18 protein-coding genes are annotated in these 25,577 nt (G+C 72.6%); 8 read left to right on the top strand and 10 right to left on the bottom strand.

The genetic code is table 11. The annotated features are described in order from the left end of the window. Positions 1-26: 26 nt before the first annotated feature. The 10 genes from CU044_RS01035 to CU044_RS00990 all read right to left on the bottom strand — a co-directional run bounded on the left by CU044_RS01035 (position 27) and on the right by CU044_RS00990 (position 16,858). Positions 27-1,139, bottom strand: coding sequence for a peptidase M50 (locus CU044_RS01035; protein ID WP_129766431.1), 1,113 nt, complete (start codon positions 1,137-1,139; stop codon positions 27-29). Next, complete coding sequence (locus CU044_RS01030; protein WP_240045273.1) at positions 1,136-2,254, bottom strand: lantibiotic dehydratase C-terminal domain-containing protein; 1,119 nt, start codon at positions 2,252-2,254, stop codon at positions 1,136-1,138. The genes CU044_RS01035 and CU044_RS01030 overlap by 4 nt, the downstream gene beginning before the upstream one ends. After that, positions 2,251-5,028, bottom strand: coding sequence for a lantibiotic dehydratase (locus CU044_RS01025; protein ID WP_129766656.1), 2,778 nt, complete (start codon positions 5,026-5,028; stop codon positions 2,251-2,253). The genes CU044_RS01030 and CU044_RS01025 overlap by 4 nt, the downstream gene beginning before the upstream one ends. Positions 5,029-5,174: 146 nt before the next feature. Next, the gene (locus tag CU044_RS01020) at positions 5,175-6,791 is read right to left on the bottom strand and encodes a nitroreductase family protein (RefSeq protein WP_129766429.1); all 1,617 of its coding nucleotides are present in this window, start codon (positions 6,789-6,791) and stop codon (positions 5,175-5,177) included. 120 nt (positions 6,792-6,911) lie between these two features. Then, a complete protein-coding gene (locus CU044_RS01015; protein WP_129766428.1) occupies positions 6,912-8,891 on the bottom strand; it encodes a TOMM precursor leader peptide-binding protein in 1,980 nt (659 codons plus the stop codon). Next, a complete protein-coding gene (locus CU044_RS01010; RefSeq protein ID WP_129766427.1) occupies positions 8,881-11,205 on the bottom strand; it encodes a TOMM precursor leader peptide-binding protein in 2,325 nt (774 codons plus the stop codon). Before CU044_RS01010 ends, CU044_RS01015 begins: the two co-directional genes overlap by 11 nt. Before the next feature lie 65 nt (positions 11,206-11,270). Beyond that, positions 11,271-13,112 (bottom strand): AfsR/SARP family transcriptional regulator, encoded by a 1,842-nt coding sequence (locus tag CU044_RS01005; RefSeq protein WP_129766426.1) that lies wholly within the window; start codon positions 13,110-13,112, stop codon positions 11,271-11,273. 520 nt (positions 13,113-13,632) lie between these two features. Then, the gene (locus CU044_RS01000; protein WP_129766425.1) at positions 13,633-14,427 is read right to left on the bottom strand and encodes a DeoR/GlpR family DNA-binding transcription regulator; all 795 of its coding nucleotides are present in this window, start codon (positions 14,425-14,427) and stop codon (positions 13,633-13,635) included. 35 nt (positions 14,428-14,462) lie between these two features. After that, positions 14,463-15,521, bottom strand: a complete 1,059-nt coding sequence (gene pdxA, locus CU044_RS00995; RefSeq protein WP_240045253.1) for a 4-hydroxythreonine-4-phosphate dehydrogenase PdxA — start codon at positions 15,519-15,521, stop codon at positions 14,463-14,465. Further along, complete coding sequence (locus tag CU044_RS00990; RefSeq protein WP_240045252.1) at positions 15,518-16,858, bottom strand: four-carbon acid sugar kinase family protein; 1,341 nt, start codon at positions 16,856-16,858, stop codon at positions 15,518-15,520. Before CU044_RS00990 ends, pdxA begins: the two co-directional genes overlap by 4 nt. A gap of 230 nt (positions 16,859-17,088) precedes the next feature. On the opposite strand from CU044_RS00990, the gene CU044_RS00985 reads away from it, so the two are divergent. The 8 genes from CU044_RS00985 (at position 17,089) to CU044_RS00950 (ending at position 25,502) form a co-directional block, all read left to right on the top strand. Further along, positions 17,089-18,711, top strand: a complete 1,623-nt coding sequence (locus CU044_RS00985) for an ABC transporter substrate-binding protein (RefSeq protein WP_129766424.1) — start codon at positions 17,089-17,091, stop codon at positions 18,709-18,711. A 3-nt stretch (positions 18,712-18,714) separates the two neighbouring features. Beyond that, the gene (locus CU044_RS00980) at positions 18,715-19,644 is read left to right on the top strand and encodes an ABC transporter permease (RefSeq protein ID WP_129766423.1); all 930 of its coding nucleotides are present in this window, start codon (positions 18,715-18,717) and stop codon (positions 19,642-19,644) included. Between the two features lie 3 nt (positions 19,645-19,647). After that, positions 19,648-20,643, top strand: coding sequence for an ABC transporter permease (locus CU044_RS00975; RefSeq protein WP_129766422.1), 996 nt, complete (start codon positions 19,648-19,650; stop codon positions 20,641-20,643). A 3-nt stretch (positions 20,644-20,646) separates the two neighbouring features. After that, complete coding sequence (locus tag CU044_RS00970; RefSeq protein WP_129766421.1) at positions 20,647-21,546, top strand: ABC transporter ATP-binding protein; 900 nt, start codon at positions 20,647-20,649, stop codon at positions 21,544-21,546. Next, positions 21,543-22,421: an ABC transporter ATP-binding protein gene (locus CU044_RS00965; protein WP_129766420.1), complete on the top strand. Its 879-nt coding sequence runs from the start codon at positions 21,543-21,545 to the stop codon at positions 22,419-22,421. The genes CU044_RS00970 and CU044_RS00965 overlap by 4 nt, the downstream gene beginning before the upstream one ends. Then, complete coding sequence (locus CU044_RS00960; protein ID WP_205124040.1) at positions 22,418-23,398, top strand: aldo/keto reductase; 981 nt, start codon at positions 22,418-22,420, stop codon at positions 23,396-23,398. The genes CU044_RS00965 and CU044_RS00960 overlap by 4 nt, the downstream gene beginning before the upstream one ends. Positions 23,399-23,487: 89 nt before the next feature. Beyond that, on the top strand, positions 23,488-24,285 hold the full coding sequence (locus tag CU044_RS00955) for an aldolase/citrate lyase family protein (protein WP_129766419.1): 798 nt from the start codon (positions 23,488-23,490) through the stop codon (positions 24,283-24,285). Then, the gene (locus tag CU044_RS00950) at positions 24,282-25,502 is read left to right on the top strand and encodes an exo-alpha-sialidase (RefSeq protein WP_129766418.1); all 1,221 of its coding nucleotides are present in this window, start codon (positions 24,282-24,284) and stop codon (positions 25,500-25,502) included. Before CU044_RS00955 ends, CU044_RS00950 begins: the two co-directional genes overlap by 4 nt. The last annotated feature ends 75 nt before the right edge of the window (positions 25,503-25,577 follow it).

Here is a 25,577-nt window from a genome sequence, read left to right as displayed (position 1 = left end):
CTTCTGCGCCCCTCGGGGGTTGTGGGTCAGTGAACTAGTAGGAAGTAGAGGCCTGTTGCCAGAGCCGCCACCAGGAAAAGGACGAGCAGGGCCGACCCCACCCCGTAGGAGAGGTAGACGACGCGGGCCCGGCGCGGGTACGCGGCGGCGGCCGGCCGGTCGCTGAGGCACAGCCGCAGATAGCGCCCGCTCTCGGGCGCGAGACCGGAGACGCGCAGCGTGTGGCCGAGCATCGTGTAGCCGTCGAGCGGAGGCAGGGGAAGCAGGTTGACGAGTGCCTGGAGACTGCCGAGCAGCAGCAGTCCGGACAGCACCCTGCGGGTCGGGTCCCCCTCGGGGAGCGCGGCCCACCAGGCCAGGAACGGCAGCAGGAAGAGCAGATTGGCGTAGGCGCCCGCACCCGCGACCGCGAGCTGATGCCAACGGGTGTGCAGATAGCGGTAGTTGTCGACGGTGCAGTACATCACGGCCATGGGCAGCCGCCAGCGCAACCCGATCTCGCTGACCGTGCCCCCGTAGTGCCGGGCGCTCACCCCATGGGCCAGTTCGTGCAGCGCCGTGCTCAGCCACAGCAGGGTGAAGACCGCGATCAGCGCGACGGGTTGGCGGCACAGCCACCAGGTGTCACGGGCCAGTTCGGGCAGGTCCGTCGCGAGCAGGACCTCCATCGCCACCAGGATCCCGGTCAGCGGCAGCAGGACCGCGGTCCGCAGGGCGGGGCGCAGCAGCCGGTGCAGGCGTGCGGTGGTGGCGTCGGCGTCGGCGACCAGCCGCAGGGTGCCCCGCAGCGGGGTGCCGCTGAACGGGCTGCCGGGCGGGGCGGCGGGTGCCGGCCGGGGCGGTGCGCCGGCCAGCAGGCTTCTGGTGCCCAGCAGTTGCAGCAGTCGCTGCCAGTGCGCGGCGGCGAGGCGTCTGCCGAAGGTGTCGGCGTACTCCTCGCCGATCTCCGCCAGGCTGCGGGTGCCGTCGAGCCGGGAGATCAGGAAGTACTCCTTCGCCCCGACCTCGAAGGACGCACCGCCCTCCGGTTCCTTGATCAGATGCACGGTGGCGGGTCCGTGCAGCAGGGCGGGGCTCAGCAGGGTGCCGGGGCGCAGTGCCGGGCGGTGCGAGAGGAGTTCCCCCGGGGTGGCGGTCACGGGATCGCCGCCGGGGCGGACGGGGTGACGGTGTCCTCGCGCAGGACCCGGCCGAGTACATGGGAGAGGTACGCCTCGTCGCGGATCGTCACATGCAGCCGGTTGTTGGTCATGTGCATGTACGGGGAAAGCAGCAGCGGCAGCGCCACGGCGGGATCGGTGACGCGCTCGTCGCGCGTACCGTCCCAGGAGCGGAACACCAGCTCGCCGCCCACGGTCAATTCCTCGGCGCGGGTGCGCAGTTCGAGGCAGTGCTCGGCCCAGCCGCGCAGGAAGGCGGGCAGCGTGCCGAGTTCACCGGTGCGGACGGCCCGCCGGATCCCCTCGAAGCGGCGGCCGAGGCCGGGAGCCATCGCGGCGTAGTTCTTGTCGTACTCCTTCGACCCGATGAAACCGGTGCCGGGGAAGGCGTTGTGCCAGAACTCGTAGTAGCGGTCCAGGTAGGCCCCCAGCTCCTCCCGGTCGGGCAGGAAGCAGCCGGCCATGACCATCATCAGCTGGGCGGACGTGCCGAGCAGCACGGTGCGCAGATGCAGGTTCATGGTGCGGAAGGCGTCCGTGACGAGATCACTGGAGTGCGCGAAGTGCCACTCGGCCAGCTCGATCCCGGCCGGGCCGCCGTACTTGCCGTACTCGGGCTCGTACGGTTCGTAGGAGAAGGAGTTGTTGGGCCGCAGGTTCATCCGGCCGTCCTCGCTCATGAACGCGCCGCGGTCGCCCTCCGGGAACTCGATCTCGAAGAGGGTGTTGTAGAACTCGTTGAGGAACCCGGAGTCCACTTCGTAGAGGGCGGGGCGGGCGCGGAGGAAGCCGCTGATGGCCTCCTCGGCGCGGCGCCGTACCTCGGCGGTGGCGGTCGCGTCGACGGGCTTGAGCCGGAGGCGGACGTGCGGCCCCTCCAGCCAGTAGTTGATGAAGAAGTGGCCGGCCAGCAGGCCGTCGGCGGTCAGGCCGGCCACCAGCGGGCGGACACAATTCACCAGCAGGGGCTGCGGGTTGGCCGCGTAGAAGATGTGGATGGCCTGCCAGTCGGCCGCGCCGGGGGCGGGGTCGGTGGCGAGGACGCCGGCGGGTGCGGGGGTGGGGGCCGGTGTGGGGCTCGGCGCGGGGGTCAGCTCTGGCATGTCGGTGCGCCCTCTCTGCGTCGGGTCGAGGTGAAGGTCTCCACGGCCAGCTCGGCCACATGGCTGCCGCGTGCGGAGCGGACATGCAGTCCATCGCGCCCGGGGAGCATCTCCCGCAGGACGACCCGGTCGTCCGGGTGCGCCGGCAGTGCTTCGAGGGCGGTGAGGGAGAGGACGCTGTCGAAGTCCACGTACTGCGGCTTGGCACCCGCGCCGCCTCTGGGGCCGCTGGACACGGTGGCGAACACCTGGTCGGGCAGGGCGTGTTCGCGCCGCCAGCGCTGCCAGCCGAGGAACCACTCCTCGTCGCCCGTGCCGGGCCGGCGGACGGGCAGCGTGCCGGCCGTCGTGGTCCAGCTGCGGCGGCTCAGGACGACCTCGCCGTGCAGCACCCGGGGCCGCCTGGTCACCCCACCGTGCGCCTCACCGGCCGGAACGCCGCCCCAGACGTCCAGGGGCGCCATCGAAGTCGGCGACATCAGCAGGAGCGTACGGGGGATCTCGGGCAGCGCGAGCGGCACCAGATAGCCGAGATAGACGGGGACGACCTCGCGGCCGAGCCGGGTGGAGCGCAGCACCAGCCGGTCCGTCTCCGCGTCGTGCTCGACATGGAGATCGTCGAGGTGGATGCGCCGGTCCTCGGGGACGGTACTGGACTCTCCGGGGCAGACGATCTCGTAGTCGGTGAGCGGGCTGTGCAGATTGAGATTGCTGGTGACCGCGCCTCCGGTGATCTCGGCCAGCACCGCTCCGTCGGGGGTGACGGCGGCGGCGGTGTCGCGCAGCCCGCGCGAGAAGGCCCCGGACCGCTCCTCCGGCCGCTCCACCGGGCCGGCCGTGACGTCGGTGCCGGTCGCGTCCTCCGTGACGTCCGCGTCCTCCGTGTCGTCCGTGTCGTAGACATGGGTGAAACGGCTGAAGGGGAACGAGAGTCCGCCATAGGAGCGGTTGAGCACGACGAGCGGGGCGCCGTCCCTCTCGGTGAGCTGGAGATGGTGGGACTGCGGCGCGAAGTCGGCCGCGACCGGGGCGAGTTCGTCCGCGACGAGGCCGAGGTCCCGTTCGCCGAGGCGGATCTCGGCCGCGTCCGCGTGGTCCTGCCAGAGCTGCCGCATCCGGTCGATGAACGTGCGCCGCGCCGCGTCGATCGCGCGGATGCCCGGAAGTCCGAGCCAGTTCTCCTCCGGCACGTACTCACCCCGGTCGTCGAACGGCCGGCGTTTGCCCGCGAACGACAGGTACTGGTCGAAGAAGTCCTCGTGGAAGTCATGGACGAGGCCCAGTAGGTCGTCGCACCGGCCGCCACGGCCGTAGCGCGCGACGAAGAAGCCCTTGAAGGTGACCCGCTGAGGGAGCGTCAGGTCGAAGGCGGGGAGTATCCGTTCGACGGAGCGCAGCGCCCCGCCGGCCGTCCCGGTCCAGGCGCCCAGCCCGCAGGTCACCTCACGGCCGGCGCTGACGTCCTCGTAGAGGAGGGTCTGCGGCAGTGCGGCCTCCGTCGCGCCCAGCTGGGCCTGGCCCGCGCGCAGTCCGGCGCGCAGTTCGCGCAGCAGTTCCGTCCGCTCGGCGCGGCCGGCGGAGGGGAAACGGCCGACGGCGCGGACGGGCCCGTCGAAGGCGTCGGCCAGCCGGTCGGCCCAGGGGCGGCCGAGGGTGCGCAGCGCGCTCTGGAAGGAGCGCAGTGGATCGGGGCTGTGGACGTCGGTGTCCAGGCACGGCACCCGCACCAGCCCGAGCTGGAGGAGCGCGGCCACATACGTCTCGCACTGCGCGGGCTCGGCGTCGTGCTCGGTACGGAGCCACTCCACCAGCTCGCCGTAGCGCAGTTCGTCCCGTCCCTCGAACACACCGAGCAGCCGGTCCAGCGTGCCACTGCGGCGGAGGTAGAACAGCCGGTCCTTCACCGCGTCGAAGGTCACCGCGGCCGAGTCGTCGCCGGTGCTGATCCACTGACGTACGTACCGGATCCGGTCGTCGTCCCGCTCCCAGCCGGAGGCCGGCCGTACGGGCAGATCGGCCCGCCGGGCGGGGTCGGCGAGGATCAGTTCGGCGAACCGGCCCAGCACGACGACATTGAGCCGCACATGGCTCGACCACACGTCGTCGACACGGATGGTGGCGTCCGCGGCGTCGTGGAAGACGCCGGTGGCGACACCGGTGAAGGTGCTGAACGGGCTGGTCTTGCAGGCAGTCCGGTACAGATACGACAGCACCGACCGCTCGATCTTCCGCATCCGCTTGTCGGGGGACACGCCCGCCGCGGCGCCCGTCTCGGCCTTGCCGATATAGGCGTCGAGCTGTCCCTCCAGGGTCGGGGAGGCCAGCAGGAGGCCGCAGCGCAGCCGGTCCTCGGCGAGGAGCCCGCGCAGCGCGGCCCGGGTCCTGTCGAGGTCGGCGGCGAGCAGCGGCGCGCCCTCGGCGAGCAGCTTCTCCAGATGCCGCCGGTCCCGCAGCCACTCGGCGGTCGCCTCCGCCGCGCGGGGGGCGAGTCCGGCGACCAGCCGGACGGCGGCTTCGGGATCCGCGGGCAGCCGGTTGTTGAAGATCTGGCGGCGCAGGCCAAGCAGTTCACGGCGCTGGGCCGCGCCCGTCCCGTCCGGCGCGATATCGGTGGTGCTCACCACATCGTGCAGCAGATCGCTCAGCCCGGCCGCATGGGCCCGGAGCCGGTCCTCGGCCGCGAGGACGTCGTCCGCCCATCGGCGGCTGTCGTCGCAGCGCAGCGCCTGAACGGACTCGACGGGCAGCCCCGCGACGCGCAGCATGAAGCGGCGGCCCGGTTCCCAGCCCGCATCCGTCGTGTCCGGATCCGGTGCGGCATGCGTGCCCGGTGTGGTGTGCCTGTCCGGTGCGGCGTGCGTGCCGGGTGCGGTGTGCGTGTCCGGTCTCATCGGTCGTTCCCCCATCCCGGTCAGCCGATCTCGTAGCGGAAGTCGGCGGGCCGTGGCCGCTCATTGCCGAGCAGCATGATCAACAGGGGCTTCTCGCCGGTGCGTTCGAGACCCAGCTCCTCGATGTACGAGATGTTGTCGAAGCCGAGGGCGACGCCCGCACCGAGCCCGAGGGCGGAGGCCACGGTGTAGAAGGTCTGCGCGACGGCCCCGATCGTGCCGTTCACCAGCCGGTAGCCACGGTCCCCCACCGCGTCCAGGACGGCGGCGGTGCGGATGGTGGGGACGATCACCACACCGGCCTGCTCCAGGTTGTAGTTGGAGAGGAAGTAGTTGCGCTGGAGGAACGGTCCCGGCGGGCCCGTCACCACCGGGCGCAGGGCGTGTTCGACGGGATCGTAGGCGTACGCGCCGGGCGCCACTCCCTCGACGTGGTTGACGAACGCGTACAGCGTGACCAGGCCCGGCGCGGCGGCGCCCGGCTCGCCGGGCTGTTCTGTGTCGCCGCCGAGCGAAGCCGTGACGCACGCGTCGAGGGTGGCCGCCAGCTGCGCGGCCGTGACCGGACGCGACGCGTCGAAGCGCCCGAAGCTGCTGCGCCGCTCCCGCAGGGCGTCGCGCACACTCACCGTCGGCAGCTCGGGCTCCGGCAGCACGACGGGTGTGCCCGTTCCGCTGGGCGGGATGGCGGCCGCCGGGCCGAGCGCACCCGGCTCCGGGCGGTCGGTCGCGGCTTCCGCCGTCGCCGCGTGGATCCGCTGGAGCGTCTCGAAGCGCAGGACCGTACGGGAGCGTTCGACGTCGGTGTGCCGGACGGCGGGGACGTCGGGGAGAGCGGCGGTGGAGAGCCCGGCGGTGGGCTCGGCGCCCTCCCAGGCCAGCGGGACGACGGCGAAGATGCCTTCCTCCTCATGGGGCACACCCAGCACGTGGCTCAGCCTCTCCTCGTCGAACCACAGCGCGGGTTCGACACTCAGCCCCTGCGCGCGGGCCCAGATACGCCAGGTCCCGACGATCGCCCCGAGATCCATGCTCACCGCGTGGAAGGAGAAACTGTTGTACTTGAACGCGTTCTGCCAGTACTTGATGCCCAGGACCAGGAACTGGTCGCGGTCCGCTCCCGGCGCCCCCTCGCCGAGCGCCGCCCGCACCTCACCGGTCACATCGCCCGCGAGCAGCCGCTGCATGGCGTGGTGCGGGGCCGAGTAGTAGTGAACGCCCGGGGTGCGCGGTCCGCTGGGGCCGGAGACCCAGTAGACGCTGACCGGGTAGAGACCGCCGCCGGAGGCCGTGCCACGGGACCAGTTGGCCTGGGTGTAGTGCGGCAGCGCGGCGAGGTCGGTGTTGGTCTGGACACCGAGCCGGCGTCCGGTCAGACCGTAGGAGTCGCGCAGCATCCCGGAGAGCGAGCCCAGGGTGAACGGCCGCTGTGCGTCGCCCGCTTCGGCAGGCAGACAGCCGGCCGCCACGGTCGCCCCCTCGGGAAAGTCCGTGTCCGGCAGCGGGAAGGACTCGACGCCGGGGTAGAACTTCGCCTTCCTCGGCCGATCCGCCCAGTCGGGGACGAAATCGGCGGGCTCCATCGGGATCCGGCCGCGCTGCATGATCGCGGCCGCATAGTCATGGGCGTAGCCCACGGGACCCTCCTCTCTGCTGGACGGTGCTGTGCTGGACGGTTCGGTACTGGACGGTTCGGTGCTCGACGGTTCGGTGCTCGACGGTTCGGTGCTCGACGGGCTCAGGCGCCGGACGGTGGATCACGGGAAGGGGTGCGGGGCCGGGTTGATGTCGTCCGGTCCCAGATCGTGGTCGCGCAGTCCCGCCGTACGCAGGGCGGTGCGCAGCCGGGGCATGGTGCGGGCGCGCTGCCGCGACCAGCCGAAGTCGATCGGCAGCAGCCCCGGAACGAGCACGCTGACGGTGTGCAGCCCGAGCGTGCGCTGTTCGGGCATGGTCTGGTCGACCACCACCACGTCGAAGCCGGCTCCGGTCACCGCGTCGACACAGCGCCGCAGATCCTCGCGGAGATCCTCGGCGGCCATGGCGCCGGAGAGGTCCGGCCAGCGCAACTCATGGACGGCACAGGGGGGTTCGGGGGCGACTCCGCGCCGGTGCGGACTGTCCGGGTCCAGCAGGAAGCCGGCGTGCTCGCCCATCTCCGGCACGCCGTACACCAGGGGATGGTCGTGCAGCGCCGTCACCCGGTCGAAGTCTCCGGCCATGGCGCGCAACCGGGGCCCGTCGCGCTCGGTACGGTCCCGCAGGTTCACGGCGTCGGTCGCGATCTCGCAGAGCGCCGAGTCGAGCGCGGACTCGGGGTCGAGCCCGGCGCCCGCGCCGAAGCACATCCGGCCGGTCCCGCCGTCGAAACGCTCGGCCACGGCGGTGACCACCGGGACCGGGAAGGTGATCCGGGTGTCGAAGAACCGTGCCCGGTAGCCGTACATGGCCAGCCGGTCGACCATGTGCCGGGTGGAGGCGCGGGTGCTGGTGGCCGGGTCGATCTCGGGCAGCGGCTGCCGCCCGTACCAGGCGAGAAGGAAGGCGTCGCGCTCGATGACCTCCATCAGCCCGAAGTAGATCGCCTCTTCCAGACAGCCGCCGGAGGCACAGCCGTTGGAGCTCTCCTGTACGAACCGGTTCTCCAGGCCGGGGGCGTGATAGTACGTCAGCACCTCGGGGACCAGCCGCGGCTGCTCGTCCCGCAGGGAGTAGCCCCATACCCAGGGGATCTCCCGGTCGGGCGCGAACGGGCGTACCCGTGGGTTGGCCCGGTAGAAGTCCGGTGCGTACAGGCCGACTTCACGGGGGTCGACGGCCTCGGCGCCGAACCGGTCGAGCGTTCCGGTGACGCTGGTGATCCGCGAGCGCGCGCGCATCCCGGCGTAGCGCTCCATGCCTTCGAGCACACCGATCCGGTTGCTGTGGCCGAAGGAGTCGGCGTGGCCGCCCCAGAACGTCTCGCGCAGATACTCGCCGGAGCGCATCGAGAAGCAGCCGATGGTCGCGGAGGTGGAGGTGGAGGAGACGTCATGGACCACGGACGGCCCGAGCGCGCCGCACACCGGGTTGGCGAACGCGGCGACGTCGATGTCGTACGCCTCGATGGGCCGCAGCCGGAAGGAGCCGGGACGGTGTTTGGGGGCGGGACGGAGGGTGATCCGGGCGTCCTCGGCGGTATCGGTACGGGGCGTGGCGCAGCGCGGGCATTCGGGGTCGGGCACGAGCGGGTAGTGCCGGACGGTCAGGGTCCGCAGGTCCACCAGCCGGATCTCGGGGAACGGGCCCCCGGGGGCGGGCGGCAGTTCGCGCAGTGCGGTGACGAGCGCGGCCACGGCGTCCGTCGCGAACGGTGTGGCGTAGGGCCACTCCCCCGCCGCCCGGGTCTCGCCGCCCAGTTCGAGGGCGTCGCGCAGCGCCACGGACCGTACGGCCTGCCAGCGGCGGGCCAGGCAGTGGGAGCAGGCCGGGGCCGGCGCGCCGTCGGCACCGGGCACGGGCCCGATGACGGCGTGCGCGCCGTACAGCCGGACGGGGACCGGCGTGTCGGTGTGCTGCCCGGCGGCGGCCCGCCCGGTCGTCCGGTCGGCCGCCTCCCGGCCCGTGGTGTCCTGGTCGGGGGCGAACGCGTCGCGCGTACCGAGCGCACCGACGTTCACCTCGGGCCCGCCGAGCCGCCCGAGGGCCTGACGCAGCAGGTCCTCCGCCGGGCGGACATCGAGTGTGCTAGGCGCCACGGGATGCCTCCGCGGTGAGGAGCACGCGGGCGGTTCTGATGCCCGCGCCGGCCAGATCCGCGGAGCCGGTGTCCACCATCAGGGCGTCGCGTCCCGCCGCCCGGAGCCGGTCGAGCACCTCGGACCAGTCGGTCACCGCGCGGGAGGCGACGGCCCCGGTCGCCTCGGTGTCCGTGGCGTGCAGGGTCGTCGCGTCGAGGTCACGGAGCAGCGGGTCGCCGAGGTCGAACGGCGCGGCCGTCTCCTCCCGGCCCAGCTGCACCTGTCCGATCAGATCGCGCAGCGCGGCGACCGCGGCGCGCCGCGCGTGGAGGTCGCTGCCGGCGGCCCAGTGTCCGGCTCCCCGCGCGAGCAGCACATGCGCCCCCGAGCGGTCGCTCTCGCCCAGGTCGAGCAGGTCGAGCTCGATGTCGAGGACGGCCGCGGACCGGATGAGGAAGGTGAGTTCGGCATCCGCCCCCTCGCCTTCCGCGAGCGGCTCCAGCGGCACCCTGCCGGCCGTACCGCCCCGCAGGGTGCGGCACAGCGCGTCATGGGCGAGGGCGGAGAGCAGACCGTCGGCGGCGGCGTCCGCCGCCGTGGCGCCGGCTCCGGTCCCGGCGCGCGTCGGCTCGAACAGCCGGTCCGCGTTGTGGGGGCCGAAGGTGCGTACGGCCGCGGCCGGTACGAGGATCCGCTCCTTGGTGAGCAGCGAGACGGCCCGGGTCCAGGCGGTCACCCGCTCACCGCCGGCGGCCGCGCCCGTACCCGTGCCCGCACCGCCGAAGAGCGTCAGCGCGGCGGGCTCCAGCGCACGCACGCCCGCGCCGAGTGTCCCGGCCCGACTCTCGACCTGACTTTCCGTCAGAACACCTGCGGTGGGCACGACATGCTCCGCGTAGACCCCGGCCGCCGCGTTCAGCGCCCGCAGTCGTGCCCCCGCGACATGGTGCACGTCGAAGGCCGCGATACGACGCGAGGCGCCGTGGCCGGTGCCGAACTCGATGAGGGTCGCCTTGAGCGGTATCTGCGTGAGCGGCTCGTCCGCGAACCGGCCGAAGACTCCGGCCAGCGGCCGGACCAGCACCGAGCGGCGGTTCAGCTCCTCCACCAGTGCGTCGGCCTCCCGGGCCGTGTCGACCGTCGGCATCGGAGGGGTGCCGCTGCCGGCCGCCGTGAGGTCCACCGGGAGATCCGGCACACCATCCAGGGGGACGTCCACGGTCAGATCCAGGGAGCCTGCCGGGGCGCCGGCCTCCGCCGTCCCGGCGCAGAACGGGCAGCGCGGGTGGGGCAGCAGGGGTTCGGCCGTGACATCGAGGGACTTCATGTCCTGGATGACGAGTTGGCCCGCGGTCTCCGCCGGCAGTGCGCCGGTGGTGATACGGAAGATCTCGTAGCCGAGCAGATTGCCGATCATCGCCGCCAGGGGGCGGCTCGGGAGGTCACCGGACGGTACGGAACCGGGCAGCGCCAGACCGCTCCAGATGTCCGCCGCCGCCGCTGCCCCGTCGTGGGAACCGATCCGCAGCACCGCGCAGGACCAGCAGCCGGCCGTGTCGGGCGTCATCAGCGGTCCCACCACGGCGAACTGGCCGTAGGACCAGGCCGGCAGGAGTGTACGGCCCTCGGGCACGCCGGCCCGGAGCAGCGGGAACAGCCGCCGCGGGGCCGCGGGGCCCCCGGTGACCACCACGAGGTCGTACGACGCGAGGTCCGCCCAGCCCAGGGGCTGCCGGGGGTCGTCCGCCGCGATCCGCCGCAGGTCCACGGGGCAGCCGTCGGACGCCGCCTCCCGCGCCTCGGACTCGATGGCCGCGATGCTGTCGGCGCCGAGTCCCTGCTGCACGCCGATGGTCGCGCAGCCGTTGCGGATCAGGCTGAGGACGCACCAGCGGGCCACGAGGTCGTCGCCGAGCACGGCCACCCGCGCCGTACGGAAGCGGTCGAAGCGGCGCTCCGCATCATCGGAGTAGTGGTCGACGTAGGCGATCTGCGGGGCGAAGCGCCGGGCCACGTCGGGCGGTGTGCCGTGCGGCTCGTTCGCGGTCGCCGGGACCGGCCGGGCGAAGTCCCGTTCGTACAGGCTGTTCACCAGCTCGCCGACCATGGAGCGCTGCTGGTCGCCGAGGCCCTGGCAGATCTCGGAGACCGAGTGTTCGCCGGTGAGATGCGGCACGATCAGTGTGGCGAACCGGTAGGCGGACTTGGCCGTCAGCTGGAAGCCGCCGTCGGCGTTGTGGAAGAGCACCCCCTCCGGTGTTTCGGTGAAGAGCACGTCGCGGCGGATGCGCGGGCGGGTCGAGGCAACGGTCGCGTAGATCGCTGAGCCCATGAGAATGACACCCCTGGATGCTTGGTCAAGGTGGCCTGATCGTGGTGGAGTTCGGGCGTCGCCCGTCAGTGGCGTGCTGTCGCCGCCTGGCTGTTGTGCCTCTCGCGCGCCTGCCGACGCGCGTAGATTTTCAGCAGTCGATGGATGCGGTAGGGGCCGGGAGGCCCTTCTTCGAGCAGACCCGCGTCGGCGAGCCGCTCCAGTGCCTCTTCCGCCTCGGGCGAGTCACCGAGCGCGTGGGAGGAGAGCAGCAGCCCCTCGTGGTCGCCGAGCCGGTGGAAGGCTTCCCGCCAGCGCGGCTCCAGGCGGCGCAGCGCGCCGCCGAAGACCTGCGGTACGGACAGCCGCGGGTCGTCGGCGAGGGAGAGCCTGGCAGGCAGGTCCTCCGCCAGCCAGGCCGCGCAGTCCTCGACGCGCAGTCCGGGGCGGGTGAGCAGCCGGGCGGCGGCGATCCGCAGGCTGAGCGGGAAGTGGCCGCAGATACGGGCGAGTTCGCCCGCGGCGGCCGGTTCCGCCGCCACGCGTTCCGGGCCGAGAACGGCGGCCAGCAGTTGCCGGGATTCCGCCGGGTCGAGGGTGGACAGCCGGTGCACACTGCCGCCGTGGGTGGCCATCAGTCCGGCGAGACCGCGTCTGCTGGTGACGAGTGCGGCGCTGCCCGGCCCGGCCGGGAGAAGCGGGCGGACCTGGTCGGGGCTGGTCACATCGTCGAGGACGAGCAGCGTCGCGCCGTCGGCGGTTCCGGGCTGCGGCAGGTGCGCCAGCGCCTCGGCCGGGGTGACGGGGGAGCCGTCCTCACGCGTCATGGCGAGGATGAACACACCGCCGGGGAAGCTGTCCTGGGTGTCATGGGCGGCCTGCTGGGCCAGCGCCGTCTTTCCGATGCCCGGGGCTCCGGAGAGGACCACGACGGTGGTGTCCGGGGATCCCGCGGTGAGGCGGGCGGTGATCGCCGCCCGCTCGGCGGTACGGCCGGTGAAGGACGGCACCGGCGGCACCGGCCGTACGGCGGGTGTGAGCGGTGCGGACGGTGCGGGAGCGGGAGCCGGAGCGGGGATCTGAGCGGGGGCGGCGATCGCCAGGGGCTCGGTGCGCGGGGCGAGAGCCACCGCCGTACGGCCGCCGGGGAGCGGCGTCCGGTCGAGCGCCGGATCGAGTGCGGGCGGACCGAGGTCGTCTCCGCGGAGGATCGACAGTTCGAGCCGCTGGAGCGACGGGCCGGGATCGACGCCCAGTTCTTCTTTCAGCCGGCCTTTCACACTGCGGTACTCGGAGAGCGCCTCCGACTGCCGGCCGGTGCGGTAGAGGGCCTCGATGAGCTGTTCGGAGAACCGTTCCCGCCCGGGGTGCCGGCGAGCGGCCTCCCAGAGGTCGACCAGTACCTGACGACATCGGCCCAGCGCGAGCTCGATGTCACAGGCCCGTTCGAGCGTACGCAGCCGCTCCTCGGTCAGTCCCGGCACCTCGTCGCGGTGCAGCATCGGGGAGGGCACGTTCGCCAGCAGGGGCCCCTGCCAGAGCGTGAGCGCCTCCTTGAGCCGGTACAGCTCCCCCTCGGCGTCGTCGGCGGCGTCCGCCGCCCGTACCAGCGCACGGAACCGCACCAGGTCGAGTGTCTCGGCGTCGGTGTTCATCCGGTAGCCGCCGGGTACCGCCTCGATGACATTGCGGGTGACTCCGTACTTGACGAAGATCCGGCGCAGCCTGAGGACACAGCTCTGGAGCGCGGCCCTGGCCGTGGCCGGCTGGTCCTCGTCCCACAGGGCGCGCAGCAGATAGCCGGTGGACACCACGGATCCCGGGTGAATGAGGAGAGCCGCCAGCAGGCTGGACGGTTTGGACGGTTTAAGAACAACAACGTCATGGCCCTCGGCAATACTCAAAGGACCCAAAAGCTGAAAACGCACGCGACCTCTGCCCCCGAATCAGTAGCGTCCGTGACGCATGAAAGTGCCGAATCCCGGGCACCGCACGACATCAGGGCATCCATGGACGGAAAGGGTGTGCGTTTTTCGTTGGTACAGACCTCTGCCAGGCCCCACTGATTTCCTACTCCCCCGTAGCCACGCTGCTGAGTTGCTCCGCCACCATCGACGAGGGCCAGCTCAGCGGAGTGATACGTACCGCTGTTCCAAAGGAAATTAACGTTGCTTTACCAACAGATGAATAGGCTCGGCGGTGCACGTGCGGTGGCTTCCAAAACAATGCCGAAGCCCAGAACTTGTTGGGCATCCTAGTAACTCGCCCATGGAAAGTCGACCCTCCGGCGCGCCGGTATTCCCGGACGGCGAACCAACCGGAAAGAAGCACTTATTGAGTGTGAATACGGCCCGCCGCCGCGAACACACACAAAGGGGCACACACGCAAAGGGGGAGGTCCCGCGGAGCGCGCTCCGCGGGACCTCCCCGGCACCATCCCCGCGCGGGTCAGCCCGCCGTGTCCGCGTGCTCCGCTTCCGTCAGGACGACCGTGACTCCGCGCGCGCGGAGCCCCTCGACGACGCGGGGGTCCGCCCCGTCGTCGGTCACCAGCGTCCAGTCGGGCCGGAGCGGCGTCCAGGTGTGGAACGGCCGGCGGCCCAGCTTCGCCGCGTGGGCCAGGACGTACACGCGCTCGGCGCGCCGGGCCATGAGCTCCTTGAGGCGCGTCTGGCGCAGGTCGGCCTCGCAGATGCCGTACTCCGCCGAGACGCCGTCCGTGCCCAGGAAGAGCCGGTCGAACGTGAGGCGCTCCAGGGCCGCTTCGGTGAGCGGTCCCACGAAGCCCTGGCTGAGCGGGCGCAGCGTTCCGCCGAGGCATTCGACATGGACGGACTCGACGTCCGCCAGCTCCTGAAGGGCCGTCAGGCCCGTGGTCGCGACGGTGACATCCTTCGCCGTGCGCAGTTCGTGGGCGAGCGCCCCCACGGTCGATCCCGCGTCCAGCAGCAGCGACTCCCCCGGCCGTACCTCCGCCGCCGCCCAGCGCGCGATCGCCTGCTTGGCCTCGAACGCCTCGCCCGTGCGCTGCCGCAGCGACGCCTCGGGATGGGCGGCCAGCGCCATGGCACCGCCGTAGGTACGGGCGAGCTGTCCGTCCGAGGTCAGCTTCGCGAGATCGCGCCGGATGGTGGAGGCCGTGACCCCGAACAGCTGGGACAGCTCCTCCACACTGGCCAGTCCGGTGGTCGTGGCGAGATGGACGATTCGATCGCGCCGGGCCTTCGATCCGATCGCAGACATCAGTCCTCTGTCCTCCGGTACGGACGATCGGGTGGTCAACGGGCCGGAGTGGTGGACATCTCGGCGGCCTGGCGCAGGGCCTCGACCATGCTACCGGCCTCGGCACGGCCCGTACCCGCGATGTCGAAGGCGGTGCCGTGGTCGACGGAGGTACGGATCACCGGCAGTCCCACGGTGAGGTTGACGCCGGCTTCGATGCCCATGACCTTGACGGGGCCGTGGCCCTGGTCGTGGTACATGGCGACGATCAGGTCGTAGTCGCCGCGCGCGGCGAGGAAGAAGGCGGTGTCGGCGGGGAGCGGCCCGACCGCGTCGATGCCGTCGGCGCGCAGCACCTCGATGGCCGGGACGATCTTCTCCTCCTCCTCGCCGTAGCCGAACAGGCCGTTCTCGCCCGCGTGCGGGTTGATGCCGCACACCCCGATGACGGGCTTCGCGACCCCGGCCCGCACCATCGCCTCGTGGCCGCGGCGCACGGTCCGCTCGACGAGTCCGGGTTCGATCCGGCGTACGGCGTCGATCAATCCGATGTGGGTGGTGACATGAATGACCTTCACCTTGGGGGTGGACAGCATCATCGACACCTCCTCGACCCCGGTGAGATGAGCGAGGAGTTCGGTGTGTCCGGGGTAGAGATGGCCGCCCGCGTGCAGGGCCTCCTTGTTGAGCGGGGCGGTGCAGATGCCCTGTACGTCGCCGCGCACGGCGAGTTCGGCGGCGACCCGTACGTACTGGTACGCGGCGTCGCCCGCGACCGCGGACAGCTGTCCCCACGGCAGGTCCGCGGGGAGCAGTCCGAGGTCGACGACATTGACGCGGCCGGCGCGGAACACGGCGTCGGCCGGGGTCCCGACGGAGACGATCTCGCAGGAGACGCCGAGGATCCGGGCCGCCTGGCGCAGGCGTTCCGCGTCCCCGATGACGACGGGGCGGCAGCGGCGCGCGGTGTCGGCGTGGAGCAGCGCGGGGACGATCACCTCGGGGCCGATACCGGCGCCGTCGCCCATGGTGACCGCGATGATCGGGAGCGGCGCTGCGGCCGTCTCTGTCTGCACGGGGGCCTCCACGGGGGCGGTCGTCGGGGCTGCGTTCACAGGACTTCTCCTTGCGGTGCGGATGACACGGACGGTGGGGGGACGGGCGCGACGGACCCCACGCCCGGTACGGCGGGCCGATCACCCCGTACGGCGGGGCCATCGCCCGGTACGGCGGGGTGAACCGGCCGCAGGGCGCGGGCGATCCGCAGCAGGGACCCGGTGTCGCCGTAGCTTCCGGGGCGGGTGACGACGGAGCGGCCGTCGTCGGTGCGGCAGTGCACGGCTCCGTGGTGGATCTCTCCCGCCGGATGGAGCCGGGTGACACCGAGCGTGTCCAGGACGCGCCGCGCGGTCTCGCCCCCGGTGAGGACGAGATCGGCGGGGTGGGGCACGGCGGCGACGGCACGGGCGAGCCCCGCCACCACACGACGGGCCGAACCGGTGAGGATGCCACGGGAGTTGTCGACACTGACGACGGTGATGCCGTGCGGGTCGACGGGGAAGGAGAGCGGTGGACCCGCCTCGGCGAGCAGAGCGGCCGGGAGAGCGGTGTGCCGGGCTCCGGCCCGGGTGAGTTGCGCGATCTGCGCAACGGCGGCGGGTTCCGCGGTACCGACCACGACGAGCAGCGGCCGGCCGGGGGGACACGGCTGATCCGGTGGAAGGGGCCCGCGCGGTGACGGTACGTCAGCGCCGGCCGGGCCGAGCACCCGGCCGAGCGCGGCGGCGAGTCCGCCGGTGCCCATGAGCCGTACGCCGGGTCCCAGCGGGAGCGCGGCCGCGATCACCGCGTCCAGGTCCGCGTCCGTCTCGGCGTCGCAGACGGGGCGCAGTCCCGCCGCCATGAGGTCGCGGAGCCGGCCCGTGAGGTCCGCTCGCGAGGAGCGTACGGCGGCGAGCGGTACGACGGCCGTCCGCAGGTCGCCGAGGGCGGCGGCCACCGAGGGCGGTACGGGCAGCGACTCGGCCCGCCAGGCGTCGGTGGCGTGCAGCGGGGTGCCGCGCAGGTGGACGACGCCGTCGCGGACGGTGCGCCCGGCCACCGGCAGGGCGGGGGCGATCACCAGTCCGGCCGCTCCCCCCGCGTACGCGGCGGCCTCGGCGGCGAGGTTGCCGCGCAGCAGCGAGTCCGTCTTCTTGATGAGTACGGTACCGGCGGCGGCGCCGCGCACGGCCTCGCGCACGATACGGGCGGCCTCCTCGGCGGGAAGCTGGCGGGTGTCGAGATCGAGGACCAGCGCCTCCCCCTCGGCGGGGGGAGCCGCGGGCGCCGGGCCGAGCACGATCCGGCCGGGGAGGCGCAGCGCCACCGCCGTCTCGGCCGCACCGGACAGATCGTCCGCGAGCGCGAGTACGCGGCACGGTTCACGCCCGCCGCGGGGCTTGATGACCACGGATACCTCCTCCGGGCGGCCCCGGCGGGCTGCCTCGGTGCCTGATGATGACACATGCTGCGCGAAGTGCGCGAGACCTCTTGCGCGGAACACGCAATCGTGCCACCTTTTGCGGCGCGACACCTGTTGCCGCCGGACAGACCGGACCCCGGGAATCACGCCCCGGCGTCCGCCGGGCCCGACGGCGACAGCTTGAGCCGGTCGCTTCCCAGCACCCGAGAAGGTCGACGATGACCCCTACTCCTCAGAGCGCTCCTCCCGACGCTCCCTCGCGTGAGCCCTCGCCGAAGCCCGCACATGAGGGCTTCGGCCGCCGCACCCTGCTGCGCTGGGGCGCCGCCGGTGGCGCGGGCGTGGCGCTCGGCCCGCTGGCCGCCTGCGCGGGCCCCACCGGGGCCCCCGGCCCCGGCACCCTCACCCTCGGCCTGAACCGCTCCCTGGTGAGCCTGGACAACAAGCTCAACCAGTTCGACGCCGCCGTCACCGTGCAGCGCGCGGTACGGCAGGCGCTCACCCGTATCGGTCCCGGGATGAAGCCGCAGCTGGTCCTCGCCGACCGGTTCGAGATGGCCGGGCCCACCGCCTGGACCGTACGGCTGCGCGACGGCGTGTGCTACTCCGACGGCAGCCCCGTCACCGTCGAGGACGTCGCGACGGCCCTCGGGATGTACGGGAAGGTCAACGGTTCCTTCCTGCTCGGTCTCTTCCCCGAGCTGCCCGCCGTCGAGAAGACCGGACCCCGCACCTTCCTGCTGCACACCCGCGAGCCCGTGCCGGTGCTGGACCGGCTGATGGCCAACATCCACATCACCCCCGCCGCAGCCAACCGGCCCGAGGAACTGCGGACCGGACTCGGCTCCGGGCCGTACCGCGTCCTCAGGGCCAACGCGGGCGCCGGCGAGTACACCCTCGGCCGCAATCCGGGGTACTGGGGCGCCAGGCCGCGGATCGAGACCGTACGGGTCCGGTTCGTACCGGAGGAGTCCAGCAGGGTCGTCGCGCTGCGCAGTGGCGAACTCGACGTCGTCGACACCCTCACCCCGGACTCGGCCGAGCAGCTCACCGGCCTGCCAGGCGTCGAGGTCGAGGAGACCTCCGGCGTCCGGATGTGCCAGCTGTTCTACAACTTCCGCAAGCCCGGGGGCACACCGCTCGCCGACCCGCGGGTGCGGCGCGCGCTGACGTACGCCATCGACGGCGACGCCCTGGTCGACGACGTGCTCAACGGCTCGGCGGAAGAGGCCGGCGGGGTGGTGCCGCTCGCGCTCGAAGGCGCGGTGCGCACCGGCTCGTACACATACGACCCCGGCAGGGCACGCGCGCTGCTGAGGTCGCTGGGCGCGACGGATCTGCGGATCAGGATCATCTGGGAGTCGGGGGAGTTCGCCGCCGACACCTCCGTCATGGAAGCCGTCCTGGACATGCTCAAGGCCGTCGGCGTACGCGCCTCGCTCCAGCAGTTCGAACCCGGCGGCGACATCCTCACCTGGCGCCAGGGCCGGGCGGGCGACTGGGATGTCATCGGCAACGGCTACGGCAGCCCCACCGGCCAGGCGCTCACCACACTCCAGGGCATGTACGGGGGCACAGCGGCGAAGGAGCGTACCCGCGACGCCTTCATGGGGTACGTGATCCCGCGCGTGGAGCGGCAGCTCACCGCCGCCTCCACCGAGGTGGACGACGCCGAGCGGAACAAGCGGCTGGCCGCCGTGCAGAAAGCCATCTGGGAGACGTGGCCCAGCCTCTGGGCCTTCGCGCCCAAGACGCTGCTCGCCCGCAGAACCCGCGTCCGGGGCATGTCGCTGCTCCCGATCAACTCCTATGACCTGTCCGCCGTACGGCTGGAGGGCTGAGCCGTGCCGACGTATCTCGCCAAACGGCTCGGCCAGAGCCTGCTCACCGTCTTCCTCACCCTGACCACCGTCTTCCTGCTGGTACGTCTCGCCCCCGGCGATCCTGCCGCAGCCTACGCGGGCCCCACCGCGACCACCGCCGATCTCGCCCGTATCCGTGCCCAGTTCGGCCTGGACCAGCCGCTGTTCACGCAGTACGGCATCTTCCTGCGCGATCTGCTCACCGGAGACCTGGGCACCAGCTACTCCTTCCACGCCCCGGCCCTCGACGTGGTGCTCGACCGGATGCCGTACACCATCACGCTCGCCGTCTCCGCGATCACCGTCACCGCCGTGGTGGCCGTACCGCTCGGTGTGTGGATGGCGCGCCGCGCCGACTCGAAGCGCGAGCTGGGCGCGAATGTGCTGACCATCACCGGGCAGTCCATGCCGGACTTCTGGACCGGCGTGATGCTGCTGACCGTCTTCGCCGTGCTGCTTCCCGTGCTGCCCGCCTCCGGATTCACCTCCTGGAGCGGTCTCGTCCTGCCGACGGTCACCGTGGCCATCCTGCAACTGGCCCTGATCTCACGGCTGGTACGGCGCGAGATGACCACGGCGCTCGGCTCCCCGTACCTCACCGTCGCCCGCTCACGCGGCTTCTCCGAACGCACCCTCACCTGGCGCTACGCCCTCCCCAACTCGGGGGTGCCGCTGCTCACGGCCATCGGTACCCGGTTCGCGGCGCTGCTCAACGGCGTGGTCGTGGTCGAGGTCGTCTTCGGCTGGCCCGGCGTCGGCTCGCTCGTCGTCCGTGCGCTGGAGACCCGGGACTACCCGCTGATCCAGGCCACCGTGCTGGTCACCGCGACCCTCGCGATCCTCGTCCAACTCCTCGTCGACCTCGCCTACCCGCTGCTCGATCCGCGGGTGCGCCTCGGAAAGGCGGCCTGAGACATGACCACCGCCCCGCGTACCGCCGCGTCCCCGGGCATCCCGCCCGCCGGCGCGACCGCCTCCTCCGGCGCCCGGCCGAGCGCCGTCACCGCCCGCGATCTCGCCCGTGCCACCGCCACCCGGCAGCGGCGTGGCGCCCGGTTCAAACTGTGGGCGGGAGCCGTCTGCACCGCGCTCGTCGTGCTGCCGGTCGCCCTCGCGGGTCTGCTGCCGCTGCCGGGCGCCGACGCGCAGGATCTGTCGCGGCGCCGGCTGCCCCCGCTCAGTGAGGGGCATCTGTTCGGAACCGACCAGCTCGGCCGCGATCTGCTCTCCCGTGTGCTGCACGGCGGCCAGGTCTCACTGACGGTCGGCATCCTCGCCGTACTCGTCTCGGGACTGATCGGTGTCGCGGCGGGCTCCGCGGCCGGATTCTTCGGCGGCTGGGTCGACGCGGTCGTCTCCCGGCTGCTGGAGGCCCAGCTCGCGCTGCCCCTGCTGATGATGCTGCTGCTCGTGGTCGCCCTGTTCGGTCCTTCGGTCGTCGTCATCACCTGTGTGATCGCGGTCGCGCAGTGGCCCGAGGTGGCGCGGCTCACCCGCTCGCTCGTGCTCGTGGAACGGGAGAAACCGTATGTCGCCGCCGCCCGGGTCCTGGGGCTGCGCGGCTGGTCGGTCCTCGGCCGGCATGTCATCCCCAATGTGATCCGCCCGGCGAGCCTGGTGGTCCTGCTGCTGCTCGCCCAGGCCGTACTGCTGGAGAGCGCGCTGAGCTTCCTCGGCGCGGGACCGCAGCGGCCGTTCGCGACCTGGGGCCGGATCATCTCCGACGGCCAGGACTACATCACCACCTCCTGGTGGCTGGTCACCCTGCCGGGTCTGGTCATCGCCCTGCTGGTGGTCGGCGTCAACCTGCTCGGTGACGGGCTGCGCGACCGTACGGGTACGACCAAGGCGCCGCGCGGGGCTCGGGTGCCGCGTGGCACGCGCGCCGCACGCGTCGGGAAGGGAGCCTGAGCCATGACGGATGTTCCGACGAAGGACGCTCCGGCGCCGGGCACGAAGGGCGCTCCACCGAAGGATGTTCCCTTGCTGGACGTCGAGGACCTGCGGATCGAACTCATCACCGCGCACGGGGTGGTCCGCGCCGTGGACGGAGTGGGTTTCACCGTCGGCAGGGGCGAGACCGTGACACTCATCGGCGAGTCCGGATCCGGCAAGTCCACCACCGCCATGGGCGTGCTGCGGCTGCTGCCCGAGGGCCTCGCGGTGCTGTCGGGGAGCGTACGGATCGCCGGGCGGGACGTCCTCGCCGACCCCGGCGCGGCCCGCGCGGTACGCGGACGCACCGTGTCGCTGATCCCGCAGGACCCGATGACGGCCCTCAGCCCGGTCCATACGATCGGCCGGCAGCTCGGCGACGCACTGCGGCTGCGGCACCCGGGGCTGTCCCGCGCCGCGCTCAGGGAACGCGGGACCGACCTGCTGGCCCAGGTCCGTATCCCCAGACCGGAGACGCGCTGGAAGGCGTATCCGCACCAGTTCTCCGGCGGCATGCTGCAACGCATGCTGATCGCCGTCGCGCTCGCCGGGGAACCGGAGCTGCTGATCGCCGACGAGCCCACCTCGGCGCTGGACGCCACGGTGCAGGCGAGCGTGCTCGATCTGCTGATGGAACTACAGGAACAGGAGTCTCTCGGGATGCTGATGATCACGCACGATCTGGGGGTGGCCCGGGTCGTCTCCGACCGTATCCATGTCATGAGGGAGGGCAGATTCGTGGAGTCGGGATCCGCCGGACAGATCGTGGACCGGCCGGCCGCACCGTACACCCGCGACCTGCTGGCCGCCGTACCACGGCTCGGTGCCTGGGACGAGGACACCCTCACGCGGACCACGACGGGGGAAGCACGCCCATGACCGGCACGCACACCACCGGCGCCGGTCCGTTCCTGAGCGTCGAGGACCTCGTCGTCGAATACCCCACCGCGCGGGGCCCGTTCCGCGCGGTCGACCGGGTGAGCTTCCAGCTGGAGCGCGGCGGCTCGCTCGCGGTCGTCGGCGAGTCGGGGTGCGGCAAGTCCACCCTCGCCCGCGCCCTCGTACGGCTGCTGAGGCCCACCTCGGGCCGGATCGTGCTCGACGGTACGGATATCGCCGGGCTGGCCGAGCGGCGGCTGCGCCCGCTGCGGCGGCGCGTGCAGATGGTCTTCCAGGATCCGTACGGTTCGCTCGACCCGCATCTGACCGCCCAGCAGATCGTGGCCGAGCCACTGCGCCTCTCGGGCGTCGGGGACAGGGCGGAGCGCGCGCGGCGCGCGGCCGGGCTGATCGACCGGGTGGGGCTGCCCGCCACCGCCCTGCACCGCAGGCCGTCGGAGTTCTCCGGGGGCCAGCGCCAGCGCATCGGGATCGCCCGCGCGCTCGCCTCCCGGCCGGAACTGCTGGTGTGCGACGAGGCGACCTCCGCGCTCGACGTCTCCGTCCAGGCCCAGGTGCTCGGTCTGCTGCGCGAACTCCAGGCCGAGACCGGTATCGCCTATCTCTTCATCGCGCACAACCTCGGAGTGGTCCGGGAGATCAGCGACGAGGTACTGGTGATGAACGCGGGCCGGATCGTCGAGCGCGGCCCGACCGGCGCCGTGCTCGCCTCACCGGCCGAGCCCTACACCCGGGCGCTGCGCCGCGCCGCCCTCGATCCCACGGCGATCCGGGGCGTGAAACCCCGCCACCTGCTCGGCATCGCGGCCGAGACGCGCACCGCCCCCCACGTACCGGAAGGCACCCGCTCGTGACCCACGGCATCCACCTGCCGCAGTTCCCCGTCCCGCTGTCCCGGCTCGTCCTGGGCACCATGACCTTCGGCGACACCGTCGACCGCGCGGGCGCCGCCGCCATGCTCGACACCGCGCTCGACGCGGGCATCACCGGTGTCGACACCGCCAACGGGTACGCGGGCGGCGAGAGCGAACGTATCCTCGCCGGGCTGCTGCCGGGCCGTCGCGACCGGATCGTCCTGGCCACCAAGGCCGGTATCCCCCACCCGGACCAGGGCGAGCACGCGCCGCTCTCCGCCGCCGGAATGCGCGCCGCGCTGGAGGGCAGCCTCGGACGGCTGGGCACCGACCATGTCGATCTCTTCTATCTGCACCAGCCCGACCGCGCCACACCGCTCGCGGAAACCCTCACGGCCGTCGCCGAGTTCGTCGCCGAGGGGAAGATCCTCGCGCTCGGGGTCTCGAACCACGCGGCCTGGCAGATCGCCGAACTCGTCCGTACGGCGGGCGAGACGGGGGCTCCGCGCCCCGTGGTCGCCCAGCAGTTGCACAACCTGCTCGCGCGCCGGCTGGAGGAGGAGTACGTCGAGTACGCGGCGGTCACGGGGCTGCGCACCATGGTCTACAACCCTCTCGGCGGCGGACTCCTGACGGGCCGTCACGTCTTTGGACGGACCCCGGAATCGGGCCGGTTCGGGGACTCCAAGCTCGCCGCGATGTACCGGCAGCGCTACTGGGACGAGCGGCTGTTCGCCGCGGTCGGCCGCCTCACCGGGATCGCGGACGAGGCCGGTATCCCGCTCACCGAACTGGCGCTGCGCTGGCTGCTCGACCGGCCCTCCACCGACGCGCTGCTGCTCGGCGGCTCACGCACCGAGCATCTGCGGGCCAACATCGCCGCCGCGCAGGCCGGTCCGCTGCCCGCCGGGGTGACCGCGGCCTGTGACGAGGTCGGCGCCGGGCTGCGCGGCCCGATGCCCGCGTACAACCGCTGACCCGGGGAGCCGCACCCCGGCGCCCCGGCCCTCGGACCACCCGGCCCGTCGCCGGGCCGGCCCATCCCGCCCCACTCGAAGGGACTTCCATGACCCGCCCCCCGTCCGGTACGCCCGCCGCCTTCGCCACCGCCCTGCGCGCCCGCGAACAGCTCATCGGCTACTGGTCCGTCCTCGACTCCCCCGTCTCCACGGAGCGCATCGCGCGCCTCGGCTACGACTATGTGGCACTGGACGCCCAGCACGGCCTGATCGAGTACGCGGGGCTGCTCGCCTCCCTCACCGCCATCGACACCAAGGGGAGCACCGCCGTCGGGCTGGTGCGCACCGAGGCCAATGACCCGGCGCCGATCGGCCGCGCGCTGGACGCGGGGGCGGCCGGGGTCATCGTGCCGCTCATCGACACCGCCCAGGACGCCGCCGACGCGGTGGCCGCCGTACGCTACCCGCCGCTCGGCCGCCGCTCCTACGGCCCGATGCGCTCCGGGCTGCGGATCGGGCCCGACCCGGCCGAGGCGCATGAGCAGACCGTCGTCCTCGCGATGATCGAGACGGCGGACGGCCTCGCCAACGTCGCGGAGATCTGTGCGACCGAGGGGCTCGACGGCGTCTATGTCGGCCCGTCCGATCTGCGGATCGCCCTCGGCGGCGCCACCTCCACCGACCCCGCCGTCGCCGACCGGTTCGAGGCCGCGCTCGTCACCGTGCGCGAGACGGCGGCCGCCGCCGGAATCGCCGCGGGGATCCACAACGCGGACGGCGCCAGTGCCGCCCGGCGGCTGGCGGAGGGCTTCACCTTCGCCACCGTCTCCAGTGACCTGACGCATCTGGCACAGATCGCGGGCAGCCATCTCGCCGCCGCTCGTGGCACCGGAGAGGCCCGGTGACCCCGGCGAACCCGGCCGCCGACGGTGTCCTGCGCCCGCATCCCGGCGAACCGGGCCGTACCGAAGCCTCGCTGGCCGCGCCCGCCGCGCAGAACCACGCCGCGAACCTGACCGTGCTGCCCGGCGGGGACCTGGGCTGCGTCTGGTTCGCCGGGACGCAGGAAGGCGTCGCGGACATCTCCGTCTGGTTCTCCCGGCTCGCCCCGGAGGCCGCCGGCTGGTCCGCACCGGTCCGGCTCTCCGACGACGCCACCCGTTCCGAGCAGAACCCCGTACTGTTCCCGGCGCCCTCCGGCGAGCTGTGGCTGCTGCACACCGCGCAGCGCGCGGGCCACCAGGACACGGCCGAGGTGCGGCGACGGATCAGCCGGGACAACGGCGTGACCTGGGGCCCCTCGCGCGTCCTGTTCCCGGCCACGGCCGGGGGCGGGGTCTTCGTACGCCAGCCGGTCGCCGTGCTGCCGTCGGGGCGCTGGCTGCTGCCCGTGTTCCGCTGCGTCACCACGCCGGGCGAGCGGTGGTCGGGCGGCCGGGACACCAGCTCGGTCATGATCAGCGACGACGCGGGGGCGACCTGGGACGAGCGGCCGGTGCCCGGCTCCACCGGGCTGGTGCACATGAACATCCATGTCCTGGCGGACGGTTCGGCGCTCGCGCTGTTCCGCAGCCGCCGGGCGGACCATGTGTACCGCTGCCGGTCGGAGGACGGCGGGGAGTCCTGGACGGCGCCGGAGCCGCTGTCCGTCCCCAACAACAACTCCTCGCTCCAGTACGTCCCGCTGGACGACGGCCGGCTCGCCCTGGCGCACAACCACAGCAGCGCCGCCGACGCCACCGAGCGGCGGGTGTCGCTGTACGACGAGATCGACGACGACGGTGTGAGCGGGGCCGCGCCCCCGGGGGACACGGGAAGAACCGACACCGCGCCGCCGCCTCCGGACAGCGCCGCCTTCTGGGGCGCTCCGCGTGCCCCGCTCACGCTCTCCTTCTCGTCGGACGGCGGCCGTTCCTGGCCGGTGCGCCACGATCTGGAGACGGGCGACGGCTACTGCCTCACCAACAACTCCCGGGACGGCCTCAACCGCGAACTGTCCTACCCGTCCATCGCCCGGTCCTCCGACGGGACGCTGCACGTCGCCTTCACCCACCACCGGCGCGTCATCAGGTACCTGCGCCTGAGTCCCGCCTGGACAGCCGGGGAGGACACGAGCGGCTGAGGCTGGGCCATTCGGGGCCCGTTGTGACCGGTCGCGGGCGGGCGGGAATACCGCGGCCGGGTGTGCGGCTGGGAT

The organism is Streptomyces sp. L-9-10, from assembly GCF_004151105.1.
GTDB lineage: Bacteria > Actinomycetota > Actinomycetes > Streptomycetales > Streptomycetaceae > Streptomyces.
Note: the sequence above shows the minus strand (reverse complement) of the source record. Positions and strands in the feature narration are given on the sequence as shown.